The 25,509-nt window shown below is 59.2% G+C and carries 12 protein-coding genes and 12 pseudogenes; 21 read left to right on the forward strand and 3 right to left on the reverse strand.

What is annotated here, in order from left to right; translation table 11 throughout:
• Positions 1-92: 92 nt before the first annotated feature.
• Both ACVIGA_RS27290 and ACVIGA_RS27295 read right to left on the reverse strand, forming a co-directional pair.
• On the reverse strand, positions 93-770 hold the full coding sequence (locus ACVIGA_RS27290) for a response regulator transcription factor (protein ID WP_166072984.1): 678 nt from the start codon (positions 768-770) through the stop codon (positions 93-95).
• Positions 767-3,439 (reverse strand): PAS domain S-box protein, encoded by a 2,673-nt coding sequence (locus ACVIGA_RS27295; protein ID WP_173643884.1) that lies wholly within the window; start codon positions 3,437-3,439, stop codon positions 767-769. Before ACVIGA_RS27295 ends, ACVIGA_RS27290 begins: the two co-directional genes overlap by 4 nt.
• Positions 3,440-3,872: 433 nt before the next feature.
• Here ACVIGA_RS27295 and ACVIGA_RS27300 point away from each other — a divergent pair, with 433 nt between their 5' ends.
• Positions 3,873-4,205: a hypothetical protein gene (locus tag ACVIGA_RS27300; protein WP_456668647.1), complete on the forward strand. Its 333-nt coding sequence runs from the start codon at positions 3,873-3,875 to the stop codon at positions 4,203-4,205.
• A gap of 178 nt (positions 4,206-4,383) precedes the next feature.
• On the opposite strand, the gene dctA is transcribed toward ACVIGA_RS27300, so the two are convergent.
• The gene (gene dctA / locus ACVIGA_RS27305) at positions 4,384-5,706 is read right to left on the reverse strand and encodes a C4-dicarboxylate transporter DctA (RefSeq protein WP_166073047.1); all 1,323 of its coding nucleotides are present in this window, start codon (positions 5,704-5,706) and stop codon (positions 4,384-4,386) included.
• A gap of 536 nt (positions 5,707-6,242) precedes the next feature.
• Between dctA and ACVIGA_RS27310 the strand changes: the two genes are divergently transcribed.
• The 20 genes and pseudogenes from ACVIGA_RS27310 (at position 6,243) to ald (ending at position 24,893) form a co-directional block, all read left to right on the forward strand.
• On the forward strand, positions 6,243-6,431 hold the full coding sequence (locus tag ACVIGA_RS27310; RefSeq protein ID WP_371821712.1) for a hypothetical protein: 189 nt from the start codon (positions 6,243-6,245) through the stop codon (positions 6,429-6,431).
• Positions 6,432-6,617: 186 nt separating this feature from the next.
• Positions 6,618-6,764, forward strand: a pseudogene (locus ACVIGA_RS27315) (hypothetical protein); the annotation flags it as partial.
• Positions 6,765-6,818: 54 nt separating this feature from the next.
• Positions 6,819-7,185, forward strand: a pseudogene (locus ACVIGA_RS27320) (aromatic ring-hydroxylating dioxygenase subunit alpha); the annotation flags it as partial.
• A pseudogene (locus ACVIGA_RS27325) lies at positions 7,139-7,855 on the forward strand (GntR family transcriptional regulator); the annotation flags it as partial. The pseudogenes ACVIGA_RS27320 and ACVIGA_RS27325, both read left to right, overlap by 47 nt.
• A 92-nt stretch (positions 7,856-7,947) precedes the next feature.
• Positions 7,948-9,230 (forward strand): annotated as a pseudogene (locus ACVIGA_RS27330) (IS256 family transposase).
• Positions 9,231-9,326: 96 nt separating this feature from the next.
• Positions 9,327-10,305, forward strand: a pseudogene (locus tag ACVIGA_RS27335) (PDR/VanB family oxidoreductase).
• Between the two features lie 424 nt (positions 10,306-10,729).
• Positions 10,730-11,230, forward strand: a complete 501-nt coding sequence (locus tag ACVIGA_RS27340) for a hypothetical protein (protein ID WP_456668648.1) — start codon at positions 10,730-10,732, stop codon at positions 11,228-11,230.
• A gap of 186 nt (positions 11,231-11,416) precedes the next feature.
• Positions 11,417-12,094, forward strand: a complete 678-nt coding sequence (locus ACVIGA_RS27345) for a molybdate ABC transporter permease subunit (protein WP_173643969.1) — start codon at positions 11,417-11,419, stop codon at positions 12,092-12,094.
• 1,372 nt (positions 12,095-13,466) lie between these two features.
• Positions 13,467-14,487: pseudogene (locus ACVIGA_RS27350) on the forward strand (hydrogenase small subunit).
• A gap of 13 nt (positions 14,488-14,500) precedes the next feature.
• Positions 14,501-15,527: pseudogene (locus ACVIGA_RS27355) on the forward strand (nickel-dependent hydrogenase large subunit); the annotation flags it as partial.
• Positions 15,511-16,041 (forward strand): annotated as a pseudogene (locus tag ACVIGA_RS27360) (hydrogenase expression/formation C-terminal domain-containing protein); the annotation flags it as partial. The pseudogenes ACVIGA_RS27355 and ACVIGA_RS27360, both read left to right, overlap by 17 nt.
• A gap of 73 nt (positions 16,042-16,114) precedes the next feature.
• A complete protein-coding gene (locus ACVIGA_RS27365) occupies positions 16,115-16,201 on the forward strand; it encodes a hydrogenase expression/formation C-terminal domain-containing protein (protein ID WP_371821834.1) in 87 nt (28 codons plus the stop codon).
• On the forward strand, positions 16,198-16,599 hold the full coding sequence (locus ACVIGA_RS27370) for a hypothetical protein (protein WP_173643887.1): 402 nt from the start codon (positions 16,198-16,200) through the stop codon (positions 16,597-16,599). The genes ACVIGA_RS27365 and ACVIGA_RS27370 overlap by 4 nt, the downstream gene beginning before the upstream one ends.
• 200 nt (positions 16,600-16,799) lie before the next feature.
• Complete coding sequence (locus tag ACVIGA_RS27375; protein WP_456668649.1) at positions 16,800-17,894, forward strand: hypothetical protein; 1,095 nt, start codon at positions 16,800-16,802, stop codon at positions 17,892-17,894.
• 9 nt (positions 17,895-17,903) lie between these two features.
• On the forward strand, positions 17,904-18,251 hold the full coding sequence (locus tag ACVIGA_RS27380; RefSeq protein WP_173643889.1) for a hydrogenase maturation nickel metallochaperone HypA/HybF: 348 nt from the start codon (positions 17,904-17,906) through the stop codon (positions 18,249-18,251).
• Positions 18,252-18,255: 4 nt separating this feature from the next.
• Positions 18,256-18,996, forward strand: a complete 741-nt coding sequence (hypB, locus tag ACVIGA_RS27385; protein WP_224580576.1) for a hydrogenase nickel incorporation protein HypB — start codon at positions 18,256-18,258, stop codon at positions 18,994-18,996.
• A gap of 206 nt (positions 18,997-19,202) precedes the next feature.
• Positions 19,203-21,111, forward strand: a pseudogene (gene hypF / locus ACVIGA_RS27390) (carbamoyltransferase HypF); the annotation flags it as partial.
• Between the two features lie 2 nt (positions 21,112-21,113).
• Positions 21,114-21,934: pseudogene (hypD, locus tag ACVIGA_RS27395) on the forward strand (hydrogenase formation protein HypD); the annotation flags it as partial.
• Between the two features lie 12 nt (positions 21,935-21,946).
• Positions 21,947-22,995 (forward strand): annotated as a pseudogene (gene hypE, locus ACVIGA_RS27400) (hydrogenase expression/formation protein HypE).
• A gap of 800 nt (positions 22,996-23,795) precedes the next feature.
• Positions 23,796-24,893, forward strand: a pseudogene (gene ald, locus ACVIGA_RS27405) (alanine dehydrogenase).
• Positions 24,894-25,509 lie beyond the last annotated feature (616 nt).

Here is a 25,509-nt window from a genome sequence, read left to right on the forward strand (position 1 = left end):
ACGTGCCCTCCGGACGCGGGAATGGCGGCTGCCGCAGCATTAGCCACCCTCGGCGAAAAGTGGGCTTGAGTGTTGAAATTGTAAAATCATACTTAGGTTTGTTCGGGCCGATTTGCGCGGATGCTCAGCGTCTCAGTCATTCTGATCAAATCCGCGAGCGACCGGGCGCGCATCTTTTTCATTACGTGTCCACGGTAGATCTTGACCGTAATCTCGGCGAGCCCCAGCTCGGCGGCTATCTGCTTGTTCATCAGGCCGGTAGCGACCAGCCTCATCACCGCCTGCTCGCGCGGGCTTAAGGTGTTAAATAGAGCCTGCAGTTCCGCGACGGTCTGCTCAGCCTTCCGTCTTTTGCGATCACGTTCGGTCGCGGCGACCACGGCGTCAAGCAGCTCCTGATCGCGAAACGGTTTGGTCAGAAAATCGACGGCTCCGCCTTTCATGGCCCTGACGCTCATGGGAATGTCGCCATGGGCGGTGATGAAGATGATCGGAATATGAATGTTCAACCGCGCTAGGTCAGCCTGGAACTCAAGTCCACTCAGACCTGGCAGCCGGATATCAAGAACCAGGCAGCTAACAACATCGGGAAGCCCGCTCTGTGGCATTTCGCGGGCCGATCCGAATGCAACGACGTCCAGGCCGACCGATTGAAAAAGGTTCGTTAGCGACCGACGCATCGAGACGTCATCTTCGACAACGAAGACTGTCGCATTTGCCGACGCTTCAGCTTTGCTGCCTTCGCGCGGGGGGGAAGGGCGTTCGCTCACGGCACGAGCTCCTTGTGCAACGGCAGGTCAAACCGAAAGCTCGCTCCCGGCCCCTGCTTGCGAACGACTGAGAGGCGGCCTGCATGAGCTTCCACAATCGAGCGGCAGATCGAAAGGCCCATGCCAAGGCCACTCGACTTTGTCGTGAAGAAGGGGTCTAATACTCGGTCGGTATCATCTTCAGCGATCCCGACGCCGCAATCAGTCACGGTAACCTGCACATATCCCGTGTCGTCCTCCGACGACTGAATCACCAGTTCGCGCGTCCGGTCCGTAACTGCGTCCATGGCTTCGATCCCATTCATCACCAGATTGATAATCACCTGTTGCAGCTGAATCCGATCACCGAGGATCGCGGGCAGCGCTTCCGTCAACTTGGTCTTTAGCTTCACTCGGTGGTTAACCAGCTCACGTGCCACCAGAGCAATAACATCCTTAACGACATCATTGATATCGAGCGGTACCATCTCGATCTCGCCTTTCTTCGCAAGTGCGCGAATCCGACGGATCACCTCGCTTGCCCGGATTGCGTCTTCGATTATCCACTCAACCGAACAGCGAGCGGCGGAAAGGTCAGGTGTCTGGCGGCCCATCCAACCGAGGCACGCGTCGGCGTTGCTGATAATCGCGGCGAGTGGCTGGTTGATTTCGTGGGCGATGGAGGTTGTCAGCTCTCCTAGCGTCGTCACACGCGTCACATGCGCAAGCTCCGCCTGCGCCTTTCGGAGCTCTTGTTCGGTTTGATCTCCGCGAATCAAAGCGGTGATGTCGGTGCTGACTCCGCGGTAGCCGAGGAAATTGCCGTTTAAATCAAAAAAAGGCTTGCCGCTCGTCCGGACGTAGATCGGAGATCTCATACGGTTGACAGTGCGGTAGACCAGATCCCGAAACGGAAGATGCGCCTCCAGCGTCGCCCGATGTTGCCGCCACTTCTCAGGTTCTTCCTCGACGTCGCACGCGATGTCCCAGCGAGGCAGGCCTATCAATCCCGTCGCCAATATTCCCGCAGCGCTGGTGTGCTCGGATAAGTGGGTGACCTGATGATCTGGTCCCGTCTCCCAGAGCCAGTCGGAAGCTGTTTCGGCGTAATCGCGAAAGCGCTGCTCGCTTTCGCGCAGCGCGGCAAGTGTGTTTTCCAAGCGTTCCCTAGCGGCGTATTGGTCGGTGACATCCATGTGTGTTCCGATCAGTTCGCGCACATTGCCATCGCTGCCGACCACCACATGCGCGACGGAGTGTATGCGTCTTATCCCGCCATCTGCTAGAAGGATTCGAAAATCATACTCGAAGCGCTCTTCCTTGCCTTCGATAGCCTGGCGCTGCACTTCCTGAAGCGGCGGCAGGTCATCTGGATGAACGCGCGACCGAATGGTCTCGATCGATACAGTCTCTTGCGGTTCAAAGCCAAATAGACGGTCGACCTCAGCGGAGCGATACACAAAGTCGAGACTGTAGAGGTCCCAAGACCAGCTGCCCGTGTGACTGAGACGCTGGGCCTCGGCCAAATAGGCTTCGCTACGGCGTAGCTGCTGTTCTACTTGCCTTGCTGCCGTGATATCCGTCGCTGCGCCGACAAACTCGATGTCACCGGTGGCAGTTCTTGTTGCTCGCGCCCTCGCGTGGATGTGCTTCACCGAGCCGTCCGGCAGCAGCAACCGGTATTCGTGCTCGAAGTCCCTTGGGTCTCGCATCGCTCGATCGATGATCTCTTGGACCGAAGCTTTATCGTCTGGATGGGTACGCTCGACAACCAGTTCCGGCCCAGGAGCCGTCTGCGGGTCCAATTGGAAAATTCGAAAGCTCTCCTTTGACCAAAAGACCTCGCCGGTAGCAACGTTCCAGCCGAAGCTGCCTGTGTGGCTCAACTCCTGCGCCTGAGCCAAATGGGCTTCGCTCCGCTGCAGGGCAAGTTCGGTTCGCTTTCGCTCCGTGACATCTTCGCACGCTATTAGGACAATGGGCTGGTCATCGGCCCAGAGCATGGCTTTAGCGTTTTCACGTACCCACAGTACCGAGCCGTCTTTCCTGATTTTCTGGACATCCCAGGTGTGCGATTGGCCGATATTTTCAAGGCAGGTGCGAACGCATTCGTGAACGAACGCGCGATCTTCCTCGAGAAAGATTCCCAGCACGGATTGGCCGATCAGTTCGTCGCGAGCATACCCGAGTTGTGTTGCGCCGAAGGTATTGACGTTGAGGACCGTACCGGCTTCATCGAGCATGAAGTACATGGCCGGGTTGTGCTCAAAGATCGCGTGCCACCGTTTTTCGCGATCCTTCAAATCGGCCGCGCCGCGCCGCAGCTGGGCCGCAGCCTCATGCGCAGCCTCTCTTTCCTGGCGGATTCTTCCGATCAGGTGTGTTCCAACGATCGAGACCGTAAGAAATGCGACGACCACCGGAAGAGCTTGGGGGTCGTCAATCCGTAGACTGAACGCCGGCGGCACAAAGCAGTAGGCCAAAGCAGCGATGGCTAAGACGGAAAGCGCGCATGAAGCGACAAAGCTGCCGATCAGCGAAAACAGCAATATCACCAGCAGATAGACGAGCGCCATCGCGGCGAAATGCGCCTGAAGGTAAAAGGAAGCTAGCGTCACCACCGCCAGCGTTATGCTGCCGAAGGCAAACTGCGTGGCCGAACGTTTGAAATTGCTGATCTGATTATGCATTCTTCGACCATCCGGCCGTTATGCGGCAGGAGAGCTATAACATTCTAGGCAAAAGTAAGGCAATCCTTTCTGCCCCAGAGACGCTCACGAGCATTTCCGGGATCGATTGCTTACGGTTGAACTGAGCACGTACCGAAGGAAGGCGCATTACAAACGTACGTATAGTTGTCCTAAACCATCCAATATCGCGCGCTGACATGCGTACAACCGAGCCCGGGCTATCTGTTTTCCTTCGCTATTGAAACGGTCGCGGGCGCGTGAGGCTGCGGCCGAGTACAGCTGTGTGGCGCCAAGGCACATCAAGGTCAGGGTCACCGGCCACATCAATTCAGCTAAGCGCTGACGCTGAACAATGCGGCAGGCCTTCTGCCTATGCGGAGAGAGCAGCGAAAAGCTGTGAAGCGCCGTGACGTTACCCTCTGGGATCCATCTCATGCTGGTGAAGGGGGCGATCTGGTCCACCGTGATCACGTCCATCGCGGTCTCTTCCGCAATGCGCACCGGAACAAGCCAGATGATCGAGTTGCGCCAGCGAGGTCGCCGCCACATTGTCGGTCGGACATGGCGGGTTCAGCAGCCACGTACCAACCGTTTCATGGGCGGACCGGGTACCGTGGACCGTCACGCCGCACAGATTCTGTCATTAACCGTATGGTCTGGCTCGGCCAACCTTGCCCCGGCATTTGGATGGCCAGGAGCTGTACCTCAAAAGGCGCGCCTGGAGATGGCTGCCGAAAACAATGCTCTCTTTTCCCTTTATATGTGAGGATCTTTCTCAGAGCAGTTGCCTGGACCGCAGCGCAAAGCAGGCGGTCCGAGATCGCGTGAGAAAACGCTCCGGTTTGCTGTTCAGGTCGGCTGAGCCGATCTGAACTGCGAAGAATCACAAGTTTGGGCAACACTCGCGTTCGACGCGTCTTGTAATCACGGATAAAGTCCGGGGCCTACCTCCTTGTGCTTCTAACGTCGATGCTGGTGGAATCGGCGGGCTGGTTGAGGCGGGCGTGCAGCGTCCCGTGCTTGAGTTCGCCTTCCCACCAGGAGACGAACACAGCTGCGATGCCGTTGCCGGTGATATTGGTAAGGGCGCGTACCTCGCTCATGAACTTGTCGATCGAGAACACGATTGCCATGCCCGGCACTAGCGTTGGGTTGACCACCGACAACGTAGCAGCGAGCGTGATGAAGCCCGCGCCGGTGACGCCGCTTGCCCCCTTCGAGGCCAGCATTGCCACGAGCAAGATCGTGAGCTGCTGGCCAAGAGTGAGATCGACCCCGAGCGCCTGGGCAATGAACAAGGTCGCAAGCGTCATATAGATGTTGGTGCCGTCGAGGTTGAAGGAGTAGCCGGTTGGCACCACGAGGCCGACCACGGGCTTGGAGCAGCCCAGCCGCTCGAGCTTCTCCATCAATTGCGGCAGCGCGCTTTCCGAAGACGAGGTGCCGAGCACGATTAGAAGCTCATCCTTGATATAGGCAATGAACTTGAAGATCGAAAAGCCGACAAGGCGCGCGATTAGGCCGAGAACGACCACTACAAATATCGCGGCCGTCGCATAAAATAGCGCGATCAGACCGATCAGATTACCGAGCACCGCCGGCCCGAACTTGCCGATCGTGAAGGCCATTGCGCCGAACGCGCCGATCGGAGCCGCTTTCATGATGATAGCGATCACGCCGAACACCGCGTGCGCAACGTCGTCAATCATGCCGCGCAGCCGCGCTCCACGCTCTCCCAGCGCCATCAGCGAAAAGCCAAACAGGATCGCGAACAGGAGCACCTGCAGAACATCGCCGCGAGCCAGGGCGCCGACCACGGTATCGGGAATGATATTGAGAAAGAAATCGACGGTTTTCGAGGCTTCCGCCTGCTTGACGAAATTGGCGACTGCCGCAGCGTCGGGTTTGACGGCAACGCCACGGCCGACTTGAACCAGATTGCCCATGACAAGGCCCAACACCAAGGCAAAGCTGGAGACGATTTCGAAGTATACCAGCGCCTTGACGCCGACGCGCCCAACTTTCTTTGCGTCCTGAATATGCGCGATGCCGGATGCAACGGTGCAGAAGATGATCGGCGCGATCACCATCTTGATCAGCTTGATGAAGCCGTCACCGAGCGCCTTGACCCAGTCGTTGGTCGCGACCGATGGCCACTGCCATCCGACGATGGCGCCAATCACGATAGCGATCAACACTTGGACGTAGAGAATTTTATACCAGGTTTGTGACGCGCGCGCAGGCGCCGCAGTTGCCATGGTGGTCATGACGCTTCCTTCCCGAATTCCCTCGAATGTGAGCCGCCGCGTCGTGAGAGCCGACGGCATCATACGAGGCTGTCCTTTTGGCCGTAGCCTTGTCCGATTGAAGACGGTTCCGGGAGCCGGCGCGTCATTCCAAAGGCAGGCATTCAGTCACGTTATCTTTTTCGGCAAGCAAGATTTGCACCAGACGCTAATCTGCGGCCGATCAAACCAGGCATAAGCCGTCTATCTCTTGATGAGTTATCTGAATGCTCGGACCTGCGTTCGCATGTTCGAATGGAAGGCGTTGCGCTGGGTGACGTATCTCTTGCTCTGGCAGGGCACGTAAGGCGAGTCGCGTCTCGGCGTTGAAGCTTGGTGTGATCGGAATGTGTCGAGTGCCGAGTTGATGCAACAGTGCGTCGCATTGGTAAAATCGATTGTTTGGATCGCAGGTATCCGCGCGATGGAAGCTTGGCGACATCTGAGCGTCAGATCTAGATTCTTTTGGGCGCGTTATCTCCGTCTGGCGGGCCGCACGCTCAAGAAGCGCCGGACATATGGCGCAGGGCCAACGTATCGAAGAATTTGGCGGTCGCGTCATCTACGCACTGGATGAGCTGAAAGAGCTGAAAGCGCGGGCCGATCTCGCTGTCAGGGCGTCAAACTCCGATCCCGGTGAAGGCATCGTTACTGCCGGCCAAGAATCGCCCAAGGCTGCGCCCTATGCACGCCAGGAGTCACGGTGATCGCCGCACGAGAATAGCGACGATGCAGGACTGTGATGCAGCAGGATGTGCCGTCTGGCGATGTCCCGGGAGTTTGACTAGCTGATGCCTCTCCATCGCCGGCCGGGACATATAGGGTTGATAAAATCGAATTTTGTATACATGCAGCCATTACGACGACGGTCTGACCGCAAAGATTTCACCATAATGAGCATATTTCGCGCGAAATCTCGAATTGCTGTATACATTGACTATACAGAGAGCTGCCATTATTTCTGGGCATTCGTACGTAGTTACCGCTTAAGCGAACAGTGTCTGACCACCGAACCCCGCCAAGGCGTTTCCGGCATCTTCCGGGAGGATGAGGTTATTCTCGAGGCGCAACAGCGCGCCATCGACGAACATGCCGATCGCAATCGCTTCATCTGGCTGTGGATGGCCGATCTGGCGCTGGCTGACCCAGATTTGGTGCCGGACATGCACTGGAACGACGATCCTGCTTGGGTCGCTGATGGTGAGACCGTTCACCCCAAATGCGACTATCGTTTGGTCGTCGACAATCTCATGGACGTGACGCACGAGACCTTTGTGCACGGGGCCAGTATTGGCAACGACGCCATCGCGGAAGCGCCGCTTGACGTCACGCACGGCGAGAAGACTGCCACGGTAACGCGCTGGATGAAGGGGAATACCCCCGCCGCCGTTCTGGTCGAAACAGTTGCAAAAGCCTGGTCGGGTGGACCGCTGGCAAATCATTCGTTTCGAGGCGCTCTGTCTCACAGACGGTGCGTGCCCAGCTCAGTTTGCGCGATCTGATTCTGTCGGGTGATTTGCTGCCTGGCGAACGGATCTCCGAATTGCAGGCTGTGGAGGCGACCGGCGCCTCGCGCACTCCGGTGCGAATGGCGCTGGTTCGACTGCAGGAGGAAGGGCTTTTGGAAGCGATCTCTTCCGGTGGTTTCATGGTAAAGGCATTCTCCGAGTGTGATGTCGTGGACTCGATCGAACTACACGGCACGCTCCAGAGGCTGGCCGCACGCGTTGCCGCCGAGCGGGGTGTTTCATTGCGCGATCTCGAACCCTTGAAAGGTTGTCTTGACGAGACTGACGGTCTTGTGCGGCAGGATCCAATCTCCGTCCAGACTTTCTCCTCCTACGTCGCGCTCAACGCGCGCTTTCACGCGCTGCTGACGGAATTGTCGCGCATCCGCCCTTGATCAGGCAGGTCGATCGCGCGTCCGCATTACCGTTCGCCTCGCCTAGCGGCTTTGTGATGACACAATCGACACTGCCGGATGTGCGCGCAGGATCAACACCGCGTCGTAATCGACGCAATCGATAATCGAGAAGGCGCGCGCGCCGAAGCAATCTTGCGAGAGCACCCGCAAGTGGCGGCGCGCAATTTGCGCTTGGTGCTCAAGAACAAGACGCATTCCGACGAGCTATCGCTGAAAGTTGGTGACGGCGGGAATCGGGAAGGCGGCATATCGTGGGGGTGCTTGACGCCTCCACTTCTCCACCGAAGGAGCGATATGCCGTGTCCAAAGATAACATCATCAAGTTGATTCAGCCAGGAAACGTCGACGATCAACTCACCGAAATCTTGCGCAATGGGGCGCGTGCTCTGTTGGCCCAGGCGGTCGAGGCCGAGGTCGCGGACTTTCTCGGCAAGCATGCCGATTTGAGGACTGCGGACGGCCACCAGCGCTCGTGCGCCACGGTCACCTGCCGGAACGCGAGGTGATGACCGGTATCGGTCCGGTCGGCGTCCGCCAGCCGCGTGTACGCGATCGCGAGGCGGAGGCTACCGATCCCGACCGCATCCGGTTCTCTCCGTCGATCCTGCCGCCCTACATGCGCCGCTCGAAATCGATCGAGACGCTGCTGCCGATCCTTTACCTGAAGGGTATCTCCACCGGCGACTTCTCCGAGGCTCTGGCGGCGCTGCTCGGCAAGGATGCTGCCGGGTTGTCGGCATCCGCCATCGGCCGTCTGAAGGACGGTTGGCTTGACGAACACACCGCGTGGCAGAGGCGCGATCTGTCGGCGAAGCGCTACGTCTACATCTGGGCCGATGGCATCCATCTCCAAGCACGCCTCGAAGACGAAAAGCAGTGCATCCTGGTGCTGATCGGCGCGACGCCGGAAGGCCGCAAGGAACTGGTCGGCTTCACCGATGGCGCCCGCGAGAGCGCGCAGGACTGGCGCGATCTGCTGCTCGACCTGAAGCGGCGCGGGCTCGGCGTGCCGCCGCGGCTCACCATCGCCGACGGCGCGCTCGGGTTCTGGAAGGCCGCCGGCGAGGTCTGGCCGAAAACGCACGAGCAGCGCTGCTGGGTACACAAGACCGCCAACGTGATCGCCAAGTTGCCGAAGAGCCAGCAGCCTAAAGCCAAACGCGCGCTGCAGGAGAGCTGGATGGCCGAAACCAAGGCCGCCGCCGAGCTGGCGTTCGACGCCTTCATCGAGAGCTATACGCCCAAATACGAGAAGGCGGCCGACTGCCTGAGCAAGGATCGGGACACGCTACTGGCGTTCTACGACTTCCCGGCCGAACACTGGAAACACCTGCGGACCACCAATCCCATTGAAAGCACCTTCGCTACCGTGCGCCACCGCACGATCCGATCGAAGGGCTGCCTGTCCAACAGAACGGCGCTCGCGATGGTCTTCAAACTGCTTGAGGCCGCGCAGAAAAGCCGGCGTCGTCTCGATGGCCACAACCAGTTGCCAAAACTCGTTCTCGGTGTGACATTCAACGACGGGATCGAGCTCATCGCCAAACCGACTGACCGTCAGCCCATAACCGCCGCCGCCTGACCGGCCGCGCCGTCACCAAAATTTGGCGATAGCTCCATTCCGACCAGCTGCCGGGACTGGCGCTCATTAGGATGGCAGGCGATTGAAGGGAGCTGCATGCGGTTCATTGAAAGCTGGATACCCGCAACCCTCGTTGCGACATGCGATCTGACGCCTTCGATCCGCGAGCTGCTGATCAAGCCGGACAACTTTGATGGCGCGGCCTATCCGGTGGGCAGCCATATCAATGTCGCCGTCACTGTCGATGGACACGGCCGGAGACGCGGTCCTACTCCTTGGTCGGCGAAGTCGACTGGGCGGGCTATGGCATTGCGGTGCGGCGCGTGGAGGACTCGCGCGGCGGCTCGCAGTACATGTGGTCGCTCGCGCCGGGCACGCGGCTGACCATTACATTGCCGGTCTCACTGCTGTCGATAGACTGGGCGCGCCGGCACTGCTGCCTAATCGCCGGGGCATCGATATTACACCACGAATAGGGGCTCAAGCGATAGCCCGCCGCGATAGCCAATTCACTTTACATTATGCCGTGCCTTCTTGTGATCAAGCCGTCTATCTGGATGTCCTCGCCCCCTTGCTGAACGAGAGACTTAATATCCATGCAAGCAACGAAGGGCGTCGGCTCGATTTCGATGACTTGTTCGCCTCGCTGCCGCCTAACGCCTTGACACTCTTGTGTGGTCCGACGCGGATGCTCGATACGGCCCGCCGGGCTTGGACCGGCGCAGGGCGCACACTAGCGGACCTACGCTACGAGACCTTCGGTTCGAGTGGCTCGCTGCCGACTGAAGGTTTCCGGGTGTGCCTTGCAGATCGTGCCATCGAGCCAACGATTCCGCGCGATCGCTCGTTGCTCGATGTACTCAATGCAGCGGGTTACGAGCTGATTGCGGATTGCCGGCGCGGGGAGTGCGGCGTCTGTGCGATCGATCTCGTCAACATCGACGGTGAGCTCGACCACCGCGACGTCTTCTTCAGCGAGCAGCAAAAGCGCGCGAACGCAAAGATCTGTGCATGCGATTCGCGCGCTCACGACACGATAACCCTCGATATACTACATCGCCTGGATACGATATAGGCTCGTTGCAGCGCTTGTTTCGGCAGTGGGTCTTAGTCCAGCGCTCGGAACAACTGGCGCATGACCACGCATGGGACTGTCGCGCGGTTGCCGGCCGTCATACCTGCTAGCGTTTAAGGAACGGCTAACCAATTCTTCGAAGCAGGAGATGCACGCGAGGATTTCCGTCGAGGAACGTTATGAGACCCCAAGGGCATTTCGCGCACGTCAACTCTGCGGTTTCAGTGTGCGGCGCTGTCCGCTCGAGGACAATGATGCCAGAAAGCTGACAGAGCGTTAGGTCCACTCCACAGCAATGCCCGCATCTATGCGCGTTTTTCCTCACGTTGAGCACGGAGTGCATCACATTTGGCAAGCGGCACAGACATTGCTGGACGACAAGACAGGAGCTGCTGTTGAAGCGGCCCTGTCACAGGAGTCTCCGATGAGTACTGCGATTTCCGCCCTCTTGCCCGCTCTCGCAGAAACGACGCGCGTCAATATGGCATCCCTCATCAAGTTCCGCATGCCGACGGATAGGCTTGCCGGATTGTCAAAGCGGGCGAGGTGGTCCGAAGCCATGTTGAATGTCATAGCGGGCACTGAGCTATACAGCCAGGCCACGCAAGCTCCAACATTTCTGGCGTTTCGCTCGGGCGACCGCGGTCGCCCGGCTCGGCTGCTTGAGGGCGGCCTTGCGCCGCTGGAAAGCCACTTCGCCTCTCTGCCGAGTTCGGCTTCGAACGTTGTGAATCGTGCGCGCAAGCCGTCGTCGTTCTCCGTGCCGTCGATCCGCAGGCGCGTCGTCGCCGCAAAAGGGACGAGTGGGCCGGACGCCGCAGATGCATTCGCAATGGGGAAGGCGGCGCGGCCGAAGCTAGTACAGTGTGCGTCGATCCCACAGATTTATCGATTGATTCAACCGGAGATTCTGAATCGCCGCTAAAAGGCAACGATGTGAGAATGCGCCGGCGGTTAGCAAAGGACCTTGTGAACCGACCTGGCAGGATGCTCGCTCTTGGAGGTTGGATCCGGCCAAAAGGCGCTGCATGCCAAATCCTTCAGCAAGCCGGACGTGCAGGCGATCGCTCTGCCGATATGGCAACGTGCTCTCACCGTGGAGCTGACGCACATGGATACCTTTTCGGCCGAGATCTGGCGATCCGTTGCGCTCACGATCGAGCTCGCCAGCCTGACGACGATGATCCTTTTGGTTGTTGGCGCGCCACTCGCATGGTGGCTGGCACGTTCAAAGACGGTTTTGAGCAAGGCGGTGGCGACGATCATCGCGCTGCCGCTGGTGCTGCCTCCGACGGCGCTTGGTTTCTGCGTACTCGTCCTGCTCGGCCCGAACAGACCGGGTGGCTTTCTCGCCTCTTTCTGGGGCGAGCACACGCTCGCCTTTACCTTTGCAGGAATTGTAGTCGGATCGGTCCTCTCAGCGCTCCCTTTGGTGGTGCAGCCGATCCATAATGCCTTTATTGCGATAGGCGGGGGACCGCTCGTCAATCAGCGTGCTTCTCCATTGTATGCCTTCATTACTATCGGTCTGCCGTTGGTGCGACTGGAGTTTCTCAAGGCTGCCTTGGTTGGCTTTGCTCATTCGATCGGCACCTTCGGCGTAGTGATGATGATCGGCGGCAACATTCCTGGGCGCACCAAGGTGTTGTCAGCTTATGTCATTGACTATGTGCAAGAATCGCGCTGGAGCGAGGCAAGTTGGATTGCCGGCGGTATGGTGATGTTTGCCTTTGCCGTCATTTTTATTCTAACCTTCATCGACAAACGCTGTGCCAGAAGAGGCACATGAGGGCACCAGCCCTGATTAAATCCGCTTCGGTATGACGGCCAGACATGTCCGATCGTGAGCGAGCAGCAGCATTGCAAGCCGGATCCGGCCATCCGTTATGGCCGCGGCTGGCGCTGGAATCGGCTTTAATTCGCCGCACGTCGCGCCTCTGCGGGAGGCTGGGGCTTGACGTCGGAGTTCCAAGAGCCGCCTTGCCAAACTGGAGGAGCTCTGCGCTCGATCGCTGGCAAGTGCGTGCCGGCGCGGGTTGCATCGCCTGAGGCGGCAAGCTCATCCACTAAAGGCATACGAGCAATTCGATCCCTGCGAAAGCAACATCGATGCGCTTCGAAGCGATATTCGCAGTCGCGTCCGTCGCCAAACCGATAATGGCGATTGCCTATTACGCTGAGGCAAGTTGCTTACCTCTGCAGGCCCAGATTACCGGGCACTACCTGGACTTCGCAAAAACAATAGAGGGGGTGCAGCCTGACGGTTGATCAAAAATTCGATCGCCGAGGGCGCCATAGATTAGCCTCACTTATGGCGCGCCCGGATAGCTCGGATCAAGCAGCGCGTCTTCATCCGAATTTCGTAGCTCCGCCGGTCAAGAGCGATGAACAGGCTTTCATCGAAGCCATACTAAGCTGCCGCTGCCCCATCTTCTCGACCGATGTGCTCGGGATTGTTGTCGAAAAGTCAGCGAATAGCGATTGTGACAGTATCCTGCGAACAGCACGTGGAGGCTGATCGAAACGCAAGATGCCACGTTCCATTTGTCGGGATCGCAACGCGAGCGCCCCGCGCGTCAATTTCTAGACGCCCCTCTGACATGAAAGCCACAGAACTCGAGCTCCTCGAAAGTCCGACGAAGTTTGACTGCGGGGGAGCTTGCGTATTTGTGACAGTCCATGACGCTGTGCGGTTTGGACAAATGCTGCTAAACGGCAGGATCTCGATGGCAACGCTATCGAGATCTCAAGACGGCGCATCACATAATCTCCAACGACTTTGCGGGATTGGGACTCGGAGCGGCTGTGCGCGCATGAAAGGGCTCCTCGGCGCTTCCAGGCAATTCAGGTGAGTTGACCTGGACTGGCGCCGCTGGATGTGAGCTTTGAAGGTCCAGACTCCGATTATAGATCCTGTGAAAGTGCTCGCGCAGCAAGCACCCACTGAATGAAAGATGCATCGGATCGATCCGCCCCGACGGATCATTAGCACGAATGGCGGACAACGCGTAGCTTGTGCCTCGCGAGCTCGGCTCGCTCATCCCTACCGATAATCGCGAAGCGGCGGTCGCGTATCTGCCGAGTGTGCTCCCATGCGGTGGCCTGTTTCTTGCTGTTGAGGTCAGCAATTGTTACGGCCGACAAGTCACTTGGAAGGGGCCATGGGCGGGGCATCGGAAACTTTCTACAGCGTGATCAGACGTCAGGGTATCACGCGTCGTAGTTTTCACAAATTCTGCAGTTTGATAACCGGGAGCTTCGGACTCGGTTCGCTCGCCGCAAGCGGTATTGCTTCCGCCTTGGAGATCAAGCCGCGTGTGCCGGTCATCTGGATGCACGGGCTCGAGTGCACCTGCTGCTCGGAAAGCTTTATCCGATCGTCTCATCCGTTGATTGAAGACCGCTGCTATCGATGATTTCGCTGACTATGACGACACTATCATGGCGGCGGCAGGACACCAAGCCGAAGCCATCCTGGAGGAAACCCGTGCCAAGTACAAGGGCAGGTATGTGCTTGTCGTGGAAGGCAATCCGCCGCTGAACGAAGGGGGCATGTTCTGCATAGACGGCGGCAAGCCGTTCGTTGAAAAGCTCAGGTCGATGGTGGAAGAGTCCATGGCGATCGTCGCTTGGGGCACGTGTGCGTCCTCGGGCTGCGTGCAAGCGGCCGAGCCCAATCCGACTGGGGCGGTGCGAATCGATAAGGTGATCACCAACAGGCCGATCATCAAGGTGCCCGGGTGCCCGCACATCGCAGAGGTCATGACCGGCCTGGTGACCTTCGTGACCGCGTTCGGAAAGCTGCCGCAGCTCGATCGCCTGGGACGCCCCAAGATGTTTTATTCCGAGCGCATTCACGACAAGTGCTATCGGCGTTCCCATTTCGACGCTGGCCAGTTTGTCGAGGAGTGGGACGATGAGGGCGCACGCAAGGGCTATTGCTTATACAACATGGGCTGCAAGGGGCCGACCACTTACAATGCCTGTTCGGCCGTTCGGGAACGGCGGCGTGTCATTCCCGATTCAATCTGGCCACTCGGCATTGAGAAGAACGCCGATCAGATTGGCATGGCCGCTGCCGGCGTTGTTGGGCTGACCGTCGCTGCGCATGCGGCGGTCACGGCTGTGAAGCGGTTGACCCACAAGCCGGATCGCGCAACTGACAAAAGTAAGCCGAGTTGAGGGGAAGGTGACGGTGGCTGTTCAGACACCAAATGGGTTCAATCTCGATCCTTCCGGCAAGCGAATTGTCATCGATCCGCTGACCCGCATCGAAGGCCACCTGCGCGTCGAGGCCAATGTCGATTCTGATAATGTGATCCGCAATGCGGTCTCGAGCGGGACGATGTGGCGTGGCATCGAAGTCATCCTGCGCGGGCGCGATCCGCGGGACGCCTGGGCCTTCACCGAGCGGATTTGCGGTGTCTGCACCGGCACCCATGCGCTCACCTCCGTGCGCGCCGTTGAAAGTGCGCTAGGGATCGCCATTCCGGAGAATGCCAACTCGATACGCAATATCATGCAACTGTGTCTGCTTGTGCCTGATCACCTGGTGCATTTCTACCACGTGCACGCGCTCGATTGGGTTGACGTGATGTCCGCGCTCAAGGCCAATCCCAAGTCGACGTCGGCGCTGGCGCAGTCTATCTCGCCCTGGCCGCTGTCGTGCCCTGGCTACTTTAACGATCTGCAGATCAGGCTCACTAAGTTCTACGGATCCGGGCAACCCGGTCCGTTCAAGAATGGCTATTGGGGGCATCCGGCCTACAAGCTTCCACCGGAAGCGAATCTGATGGCCGTGGCGCATTATCTGGAGGCGCTCGATTTCCAGAAAGAAATCGTCAAGGTCCAAGCGGTCTATGGGGGCAAGAACCCGCATCCGAACTGGCTGGTCGGCGGCGTGCCCTGCGCGATCAATATCGACGGAACTGGCGCGGTGGGTGCGATCAATATGGAGCGGCTTAGCTTAGTATCCTCGATCATCGATCGTTCGATCGAGTTTGTCGAGCAGGTCTATCTGCCGGACATTGCAGCGATCGGCTCGTTCTACAAGGACTGGCTGCATGGCAGCGGGCTTTCGGGCAAAGGTGTGATGTCCTATGGCGACATCCCCGAAAATGCCAACGACTGTTCCGCGAAAAGTCTCAAGCTGCCGCGCGGCGTCATTCTTGATGGCGATCTCAGCGAGGTGTTGCCGATCGAACCATGGTGATCCAAAGCGCTGCCGCTGCTGCTGGCGGTCAGACGAGCGGCGCCGAGACGCAACTCTACAGACTCGCTAAACTCGACGATCTCGAACGCAAGCTGATTGCCGAGGTGCTCGGGGAGGGTGAGGTGGCCGGCGTCGTTGCACTGCCGGACGGCTCTCTGGCGCAAATCGGGGAGACCGTGCATGCGGGAATCTGGCGCCTGCGCATCGGGATGGAGCCGGCACATGAATATATTCAGGTCGGGGCGATCCCACAGATTGTGCAGCGCGCCGCGACTGAACTGACGTCCACCGATCTTGTGATAGGCCCGGCGCCGGACGGTACGATGAACGTGCTGCCGGTGCTCGCCGAAATACGCAGACGGGCTCGTGCCTGGCTGTCTGGCATGCACGCGCATGTCATCAATCCCACGCTGCTGCCGATGAGCGCTGTCGAGCTGGCGTTTCAGCGGTGAAGCGTGGGCAATGGTCCGGTCCGACTGATCTTCTGCGGCTACGGCGCATGCCGAGTGCAGGCGACCCGGATCCGGAACGTCTGGTCGGTGCAATACTTCAATTTTATGGACAACATCACTCTGGATACGCTGGAAGGTCGGCGGCGTGCCGATTGTTGCGTCGGCCGCCGACGAAGATCTCGAGGAATCCGCCGAACGCCTGCAGGAAATTATCGAGGCATACTTCACATGAAGTACTTGGAAATCAATCGGCATCCGGCGCGTTCGTCGCAGACGGCGCGCCGGCAACGCGACATTGGCTGGATCGCGTGTCGATTGAGTACGATGCTTGACCGTGAAATAAGCCCTCGCGGGAGCATGCAAAACGATATGTTCACATCGGTGGCGATGCTTGTGGTAGCCAATCGGCATATCGCCAATCGCAAGCGACGGACCTCGAGCGAACCGCCCAGGGTCGAGGCGAGCAAATTTCGCACGCATGAGCGCTCGCCCGTCGGCATGATTGCGCGTCGGGTCATGAAGGCGGTTGCATCTTGCGTAAGGCCACTTGCCAACCGCGTGCTGGCCACAAATGGTATCTACCCCCGCGGGCCGGATCTGGTTTCATCGAACTTATTGTCGGCGAGCTAGCGCCATTCGCCGTAATTGCCTGTTGCTCCCCTCTCAGCGATCTTTGCATGCAAAGCTATGCGATCCGCCCGCGCCAAAGCAGCGGTCCTTGCCGGCGTCTAGTCGGACAACCGCTCAGCGTCACATTGGAGCCACGCGTTGGATCTCAGTGCGTCTGGTCGCCGGCTTTTGTTGCGTGAGATGATGGAGGAGCGCCGCCCATGAGCCTCGCCTACCGCAACAAGATTGATGTCACCGTATCGATTGCTGCCGACGTAATCGGCGCAGTCGAGATCGTGCCCCGAGCCCGGCCGCCGCTGGCATGGCTGTTCGCCGGCAAACAGGCATCGTCGGTGATTGAGGGGCTGCCGCGGCTCTTCGCGCTATGTGCCGCTGCGCAGCAGGCTGCCTTACTGGCCGCGATCGAGGCGGCGCGCAAGGAAGAGATCATCCTCGCGACAAAGCAGCATCGTATTACCTTGGTCGTTGCCGAGCGTATCGCGGAATTGCTGCGTGGCCTCTTTGTCGGTCATCTTACGCCGAACATCGGCAGTGCGGCAGCGGTTCGATCCGTGATGCACGGAACATCAGTGTCTATCGGCAGCGAACAGCCAATCCGCGGCCCTGCTCGACGCGAAGCAATAGCGCGAATTGGGGCCGCGATGGCCGCGTTCGGCATAACGAGAGAGGCTTGTGCGCTGAAGTCCGGCAGCCCGTTCGCGCTTCGCATTGCAGAGCTTGATGAGGTCGACTTGAAGTCAATCTCGATCGAGCACTCGTTCCTGTCCGTTGCCGACGACCGCAATATCGTTGAACGGTTACTCGCGGACGACGATACGTTCTGCTGTTGTCCGGATCTCGAGGGGCATGCGCCCGAAACGGGGCCGTTGGCGCGCCACATGACGCGTAATCGGCTTCCGCCGGGCCGGCCGGGTGCGGTTGCGCGGCTGATGGCCCGAATTACGGAGATGGTTCGGCTGTGCGCTTGGCTCGAGGCTCGTGCTCATATCGAGTCGGCGGAACATGGGATCATCGAAGGCTACAGGCTAGGTCCTGGCCGTGCAGCGGCAGCAGTCGAATGCGCCAGGGGGCGCCTCTATCACGCGGTTGAGCTTGATCCTCGGGGCCGGATATCCCGCGTCGAATTCCTAGCGCCGACGGAATGGAATTTCCTTCGGTGCGGACCACTTGTCCGGCGCCTTCAGGGCGCGGTGCTGACGGCGAGACCACATCAGGAAGCGGTTCGTGCGGTGATTGCATCGCTCAATCCTTGCGCCGGGTTCACGCTCAATTTTCGCGAGGTTGGCGATGCATGAAATGGCGCTTTGTCTGGCATCGTCGAAATTGTCGAGGAGGAGGCGCGTCGCCGATCGATTTCGCAGGTGCAGAGCATCTGTCTGGAGATCGGGGCCCTCAGCGATGTCGCGCCCGAAGCTATTAAGTTCTGCTTCACAGCTGTCGCAACACGGACCGTCGCCGACGGCGCGGTTCTTAAAATCATCGAAGTGCCTGGCATGTCCTGGTGCATGGCCTGTTCGAAGAGTGTCGAAATTGCTCTGCGCGCTGAGCGTTGTCCTTACTGCGGCAGTTATCAGTTGCAGATAACGACAGGCGAACAGATGCGCGCGAAAGAGCTGGAGGTCAATTGGTGTGACCGTATGCGGTTGCAGTGAAGGAATGTATTCGACCGGACGCGTCGAAGTTCATGATGCGCAAGACCACCGGCGCTATCATGCTCGTGTGCAGGACGGTGATCGCCACGGAGCGTATGTGCATGGTGATCAAAGCTTGCTGCATTCCTACCATGCTCGCCAAGACCATGCTCGCCATCATCATCCCGGCCATCCGCAGGCTCATGATGGGCAGGCCATTCAGACCTGCGGGGCCGGTGCGGCTACCTTGAAGGCAGCGGACACGAACCGCGAGCGGGTCATTCAGGTCGGACGTGACATACTTGGCAAGAACGATACGATCGCGGCGGATAATCGCGCGCTCTTCGTGGCCGATGACCTGCTGGCGTTTAATCTTGTGTCCAGTCCCGGTGCAGGCAAAACGTCGCTGCTCGTCCGCGCCGTGTCCGAGCTCAAGCGCACTCGCCCGATCGGCGTCATCGAAGGCGACCAACAGACCTCGAATGATGCCGAACGCGTTCGCGCGGCTGGCGCGCCGGTTGTTCAAGTCAATACCGGCAGGGGGCCACCTCGATGCTTCAATGATCGGCGAGGCCGACCGCCGCGGCTCACGCGCGGTATTCTCTTCATCGAGAACGTCGGTAATCTGGTCTGTCCCGCAGCCTTCGACCTAGGCGAAGCCTGCAAGATCGTGATGCTATCGACCCCCGAAGGTGAAGACAAGCCGCTCAACTATCCGGATATGTTTGCCGCTTCGTCGCTCGTGCTGATTACAAGATTGATTTGACATCATTCCTTGAGTTCGATGTGAGCAAGATCATCGAGTATGCAAGGCGCGTCAATTCAAGGATCGAAGTGCTCACGGTCTCGGCGCGTACTGGCGAGGGGTTCGGCGCGCTCTATGCTTGGATCGACAATCAGGCGCATCAGAGACTCGCCGAGAGGGACACAAGGCGATGAGCGCCGCCCACCTGCGGCCAAACTCGGCTACGCGTGCGCGTGAGCGGAGCTGTGCAAGGGGTCGGATTTCGTCCTTACGTCTATGGCCTGGCCACGCGGTACGGATTGGCGGGGTTTGTCGTCAATGATCCAGAGGGCGTTACGATCGAGGTGGAGGGCAACCGTGCGTCGGAGTTTGTCGCCGCTTTGCCGCTTGAAGCACCACCACTGGCATGCATCGACCACATCTGCGTTCAGGAGACAGGAGCGCTCGCGGCGAAAGACTTTTCGATCGGCACCAGCGAAGGTGGCAAGTCCAACGCGGATCGTCGCCGATGCCGCGACCTGCCAGCAGTGCATCAGTGAGTAGTTCGATCCGAAAAGTCGCCATTACCGTTATCCCTTCATCAATTGCTCGCATTGCGGCCCGTCCCTCTCCGAACAGCTTCCCTACGATCGCCGAAACACGGTCATGAAGGCCTTTAGGCTGTGTGCCGCCTGCGTCAGCGAATATCTCGATCCGGCGATTCGCAGGTTCCATGCGGAGGCGATCGCATGTCCGACATGCGGCCCGCGGCTCAGCCATGGAAACAACGCTATTGTCGCGGCAATCGTCGACGGCCAAACCGTGGCGATAAGGGGGCTGGGCGGATACCAGCTGCTTTGCGACGCGCGCAACCAGGGCGCGGTGCAGCGTTTGCGCGGCAGAAAGCGGCGTCTTGAGACGCGAGTCGCCGTCATGGTCGGTTCCATAGAGCGGGTCAATGAGATCGCGGAAGCGAATGAGCCCGAGTTCGCGCTACTCGAATCCGTAGCTCGTCCCGTCGTCCTTCTACGTTCGCGCCATAATTTAGCACCCGCGATAGCTCCCGGCTTATCGCGGGTAGGTGCCATGCTGCCCGCAGCCCCGCTGCATCACTTCATCTTTCAGGTGCTTCGTTCGACCGGAGTATCGCTTGTGGGGACTGGCCCCGTCATCGTTGCCACCAGTGCCAATTTTTGTGGCGAACCGCTGCTGATCGACAACGCACAGGCGCTGCGGCGGCTTGAGGGAATCGCCGACCTTGTCGTGACCCATGATCGCGAGATCCTAACGCGTGCGGATGACTCCGTCGTGTCGGTTGTGGCGGGCCGCGCCCAACGCATTCGTCGCGCCCGTGGCTATGTTCCAGAACCGATCCGGCTGGCAAGATCTGTGCCGTCCGTCCTGCTGTTGGCGCTGCGTTGAAGTCGACCATCACCGTCACGCGGAACAACGAAGCGTTCGTCTCCCAGCATATGGCGATCTCGATACGGCCGAAAGCATTCGTGTGTTTGAAGAGACGATTCGTCATCTCACATTGATTCTTGACGTCGATCCTGCCGTCATCGCCCATGATCTGCATCCCAATATGGCGTCCACGCGCTTTGCGGAGGCAAGCGGCCGCGCGCTGGTCGCTGTCCAGCATCACCACACGCATGCTGCCGCCGTCATCGCTGAGCACGGTCATGTGGGACCTACGCAATGTTGCAGTTGCTTGGCAAGGGAACCGAAATCGGCCATCGCTTTGCAGCGCAACGCCAGGCTGAGCGCGTGCGCGCATTGCTGGATCAGCAGGGCGGGACCATCACAACCCGCGCGGGCCGGTTGTTTGATGCGGCGGCGGCGCTGCTGGGCATTGCGAGTTTGCAGAGCTATGAGGGCGAGGCCGCAATGAAGCTCGAGGCGCTGGTGCGGCGGACTGAGATTCTCGATGCCGGCTGGACGATGGATGGCGGCGTGCTGTCGCTTCGTCCGCTTTTTGAGCACTTGATTACAGACAACGTAGGCGCCACGGACGGAGCCGGGCTGTTTCATGGCACTCTCGCCGCCGCTTGCATTGACTGGGTCACGCGCTTTGCGTGAACAACCGGTGTCAATGCCGTCGTCCTAAGCGGCGGCTGCTTTTTGAACGCGGTGCTGGCTGACCAAATTACGCGCGGGTGAAGTCATTGCTGCGAGCCAAGGCGCTAGGCGCTGACATTCGGATGGTTTTACTCGACGATCGACGCTATTCGGCTCGCCGAACAGGCACCGAGCCGGGACGTGGTCTTCTTTGCCACTGGATTTGAGACTACGACGCCACCGACGGCGGTGATGATCCGGATTGCCGAGAAGAAGCGGCTGAAGAGCCTCAGCGTGTTCTGCAACCACGTGCTTACACCGTCCGCCATGCACAGCATTCTCGATAATCCGAAGATCCGCAATATCGGCGGGGGCGCAATTGATGGCTTCGTCGGGCCTGCACATGTCAGCACCATCATCGGTACGCGACCTTACGAACCTCTGGCAGAACAATTCGGTAAGCCGATCGTGATCGCGGGATTTGAACCGCTCGACGTCATGCAGGTGATCCTGATGCTGGTGCGGCAAGTGAACGAAGGCCGCTGCGGCGTGGAAAATCAATACAGCCGTGCGGTTACGCGCGAAGGCAATCCGCGCGCCAAGGACGAGGTCTCTCGCAGATATTCGGACTGCGTGAGCGGTTCGAATGGCATGGACTTGGACTCGTACCCAAAAGCGGACTGAAGCTGAAGCGGGCATGCGCGAGATTTGACGCCGAGGCGCGTTTTGCGGTGCACGAACTGCTTGTCGCTGACAATCTAGCGTGCGAGTGCTGCGCAATTCTGCGCGGAGCCACCGGCCGGTCGACTGCAAGCTGTTTGGAACTGCTTGCACGCCGGAAAATCCCATACGAGCCTGCATGGTCTCATCGGAAGGCGCTTGCGCCGCGTATTGGACGTATGGCCGAGTTCGCGATGATCAGCTGGGACGGTTCATGAGCGTAAAGGCCCATCAACGCAGACTTGATGTCGAGAACGGACGCATTGATCTTTCTCACGGGTCCGGGGGCCGTGCCATGGCGCACCTAATCTCGGACATTTTTCACCGAGCCTTCGGTAACGAATGGCTCGCCCGCTGCAATGATCAATCGGCGTTTGATGTTGCAACAGGCAGAATAGTGATGACGACGGACGGCTATGTGGTTTCATCGCTGTTCTTTCCTGGCGGCAATATCGGGTCACTCGCTGTGAACGGCACGATCAATAATGTCGCTATGGCCGGCGCGCGTCCGCTCTATCTATCGGCTAGCTTTATCATCGAGGAGGGGTTCCGATTTTCGGATCTGCAAACGATTGCGGATTCGATGGGCTTAGCGGCGCGCGACGCCGGCGTTTACATCATCACTGGGGACACCAAGGTCGTCGAGCGCGGCAAGGCGGACGGTCTGTTCATCTCCACGACCGGGCATTGGGGTCCTGGCCGATGCGCTCGATCTCTCGGCCGACAAGGCAAGGGTTGGCGACCGTGTCCTGATTTCCGGTAGCCTCGGCGATCATGGGGTGGCGATCATGTCAAGGCGCCAGAACGTCGCCTTTCAAATAGAGATCGCGCTCGGATTCAGCCGCGCTGCACGACCTCGTAGCCGCCATGGTTGCGGCCGGTGGCCGCGGTATCCGGGTGATGCGTGACCCCACGCGTGGCGGCCTTGCCGCCTCGCTCAACGAGATTGCGCATCAATCGGGCCTCGGCTTCCGTCTGCAGGAAGCCGCCATTCCTGTGAAGCCTGCGGTTGCGGCGACCTGCGAACTCCTTGGGCTTGATCCGATCCATGTCGCTAACGAGGGCAAGCTCGTTGCGATCGTCGCGCCTGATTCTGCCGATGCTGTGCTTGCAGCCATGAAGGCGCATCCGCTCGGGTGCGATGCAGCTGATATTGGAGAGGCGGTAGCTGACGATCACAAGTTTGTGCAGATGGCGACCAGTTTTGGTGGCGGACGAGTTGTCGATTGGCTGTCGGGCGAACAATTGCCTCGGATGTGTTGAACATGTCACGCCCAACTGCGGCGGGCATGAGGGGGCACGCATCAGCGGTTATTAGTCATTCAAAAAATGAGCTAAAGTCTACGACCTGCCCTGCTGGCGGACTGTGATGCTCGCTCTTCCAGAAATTCGGCAAGGCTGGATTTTCATTTGTGGCATTCCCAAGCCGCGAACCCGGTCCCAAGCGTTTTATTCATGCGCCATTCGTCGCTCACCCAAGGTCGTTGCCCCCACTTGACACTTCGAGGTTAAGGTGAGGCGAAAGGCGCTCTTACGAGGCTCTTTACAGCGCCTTGGCTCAAGTCGCGCCGCTTAGTTTGTAGACTAGTGTGGCACAAGAGCAGCTTAGAAATAAGAAATCCTCGATCTGCTCCCCTGAATCTCGGCGGCTTAGGAGAAGGCACTGACACCGAGGTCCGTGCATTCGCCGACCTCGTGCATAGCCAACGCGTGATTCGCAGGTAATGAGATGAGAATAGGTTTGGTCCAGAGCGGAAGGACCCTGTCATCGCGGCGAAGGCAGTTCTGTAGACGTTTTCAAGACGCCCACGGATCCGTTATATGATTTTTCTTCAGCGCGGGTGCCATTGCGGTCGAGAGCCTGTTCGCGTCGGCTGCGGAGGGCTCGATCGTTGAGCTCAGCGAGTATGGTTATCTTAGCCACTCAGCATCTTGCCGCATCTTGTTTGAAATCCTGCGCAGCTGGTCAAAGATCGCTGAATTCCTGCGCTATTGTGGCACTCGCGTCGCAATATCGTTACGCATTTCGGATTAGAAAGCCCCTCCAGGCAGGGAGTTTTCAAATGAAGGTCGGAGTCCTCAAGGAAATCAAGGCGCACGAATATCGCGTGGGCCTTACCCCTGGAGCTGTCCGCGAATACGTGGCGGCGCGCCACCGCGTGATGATCGAGACCGATGCTGGCGCGGGCATTGGGGCGGCGGATGAAGATTATCGCAACGCCGGCACAACGATTCTGGCGTCCGCAGTCGAGGTATTCGCGTCGAGCGAGATGATTGTAAAGGTTAAGGAGCCTCAGCCGTCCGAATGGAGCCAGCTGCGGGAGAGCCAGATCCTCTTCACTTATCTGCATCTGGCCCCGGACCCGAGGCCAAGGGGCTCCTAAAATCTGGGTGGACCGAGATCGCCTATGAGACCGTAACTGATGAGCAAGGTGGCCTTCCGTTGCTGGCGCCCATGAGCGAGGTCGCGGATAGGCTTGCGATTGAAGGGGCGGGTAGCGCCCTGAGGCGTACTGCTGGCGGACGAGGGCTGTTGATCGGTGGAGCGCCCGGTGTTCAGCCGGCCCGGATCGTGGTGATTGGAGGTCGCCTCGTTGGTACGCACGCGGCGCACATGGCGATCGATTTGGGTGCAGAGGTCACCATCATCGACCGCTCGATACCCCGGCTCGAACTGGACGAGCTTGCGCGTTCGGGCCAGAATCTCGACCATCGACGCGGTGGAGGAAGAGGTATTTGCGGCCGATGTTGTGATTGGTGCGGTACTTGTTCCAGGTGCGAGCGCGCCGAAGCTCGTTCGGCGGGGTATGCTGAGTTCGATGCGTAAGAGGGCGGTGATCGTGGACGTCGCTATCGATCAGGGCGGCTGCTTTGAGACATCGCACCCAACCACTCAGGCTGATCCAACCTGCGAAGTGGATGGCGTCATTCATTATTGCGTGGCCAATATGCCCGGCGCGGCGCCGCTGACCTCAAGCCAGGCACTGACTAACGCCACGCTGCCGTTTGGTTTGGCACTGGCCAACAAGGCGTTTGCCGCCGCGCTCGAAAATCCGCACCTGCGCGCGGGCCTCAATGTCCATCGGGGCCGGCTAACTTACAAGGCCGTGGCCGAGAGCCTAGGGTTGCCTTTCTCATCGATCGAACAGGCTGCGGCCTGATCCCGGAGACCCTTACGGGCGTTTCCTCCCTGACTTGGGCCACCCTTCGGGGTGGCTTTTTTCGGCTCGATCAATTTGCTAACCAGCGCGGGCGGATGTTTTGAAACGCGAAGCGAAGCCGGGGAACACCAGATGATCGCGCTTGGCTTTCAGTTGCCCCATGAAGCGAGGCAATGTGCCTTTGCTCGTACAGGCATATGGATGCAGGTTACCGGTCATCTTCGGGGCTTGAAAGCGGGTGCCGCGGCACCTAAACGCCGCGATCATCGGCGTGACTTTGTCTGGCGCGATCGCCGCGACAGTTTCTGGCTCTGCGGTGGAGATGTGCGTCGTTCCGGTGTGACCCCCGCCGGGTGTTCATCGTGGCGCTTTAGTCGAATCCGCCGCCATTCCGGTGAGCAGAACCAATAACATGGGGCCCGGCCGACCTGGCGGCGGAGCACTCGGGAAGAGGCGACCCGATCGCAGCCGCGTGACCGCGGCCATGGGAAGGATCGCGCCATAGGGCTGGCGGACGCAGTTCACGTGGTTGGCTGACCGCCGTCATTGATCGTGCGCCACGGCACCGAGATCAAGCCACTATGATTCCGAATGTAGAGTTTGCGACACGCCGTCG

The organism is Bradyrhizobium sp. USDA 3240 (genome assembly GCF_054063295.1).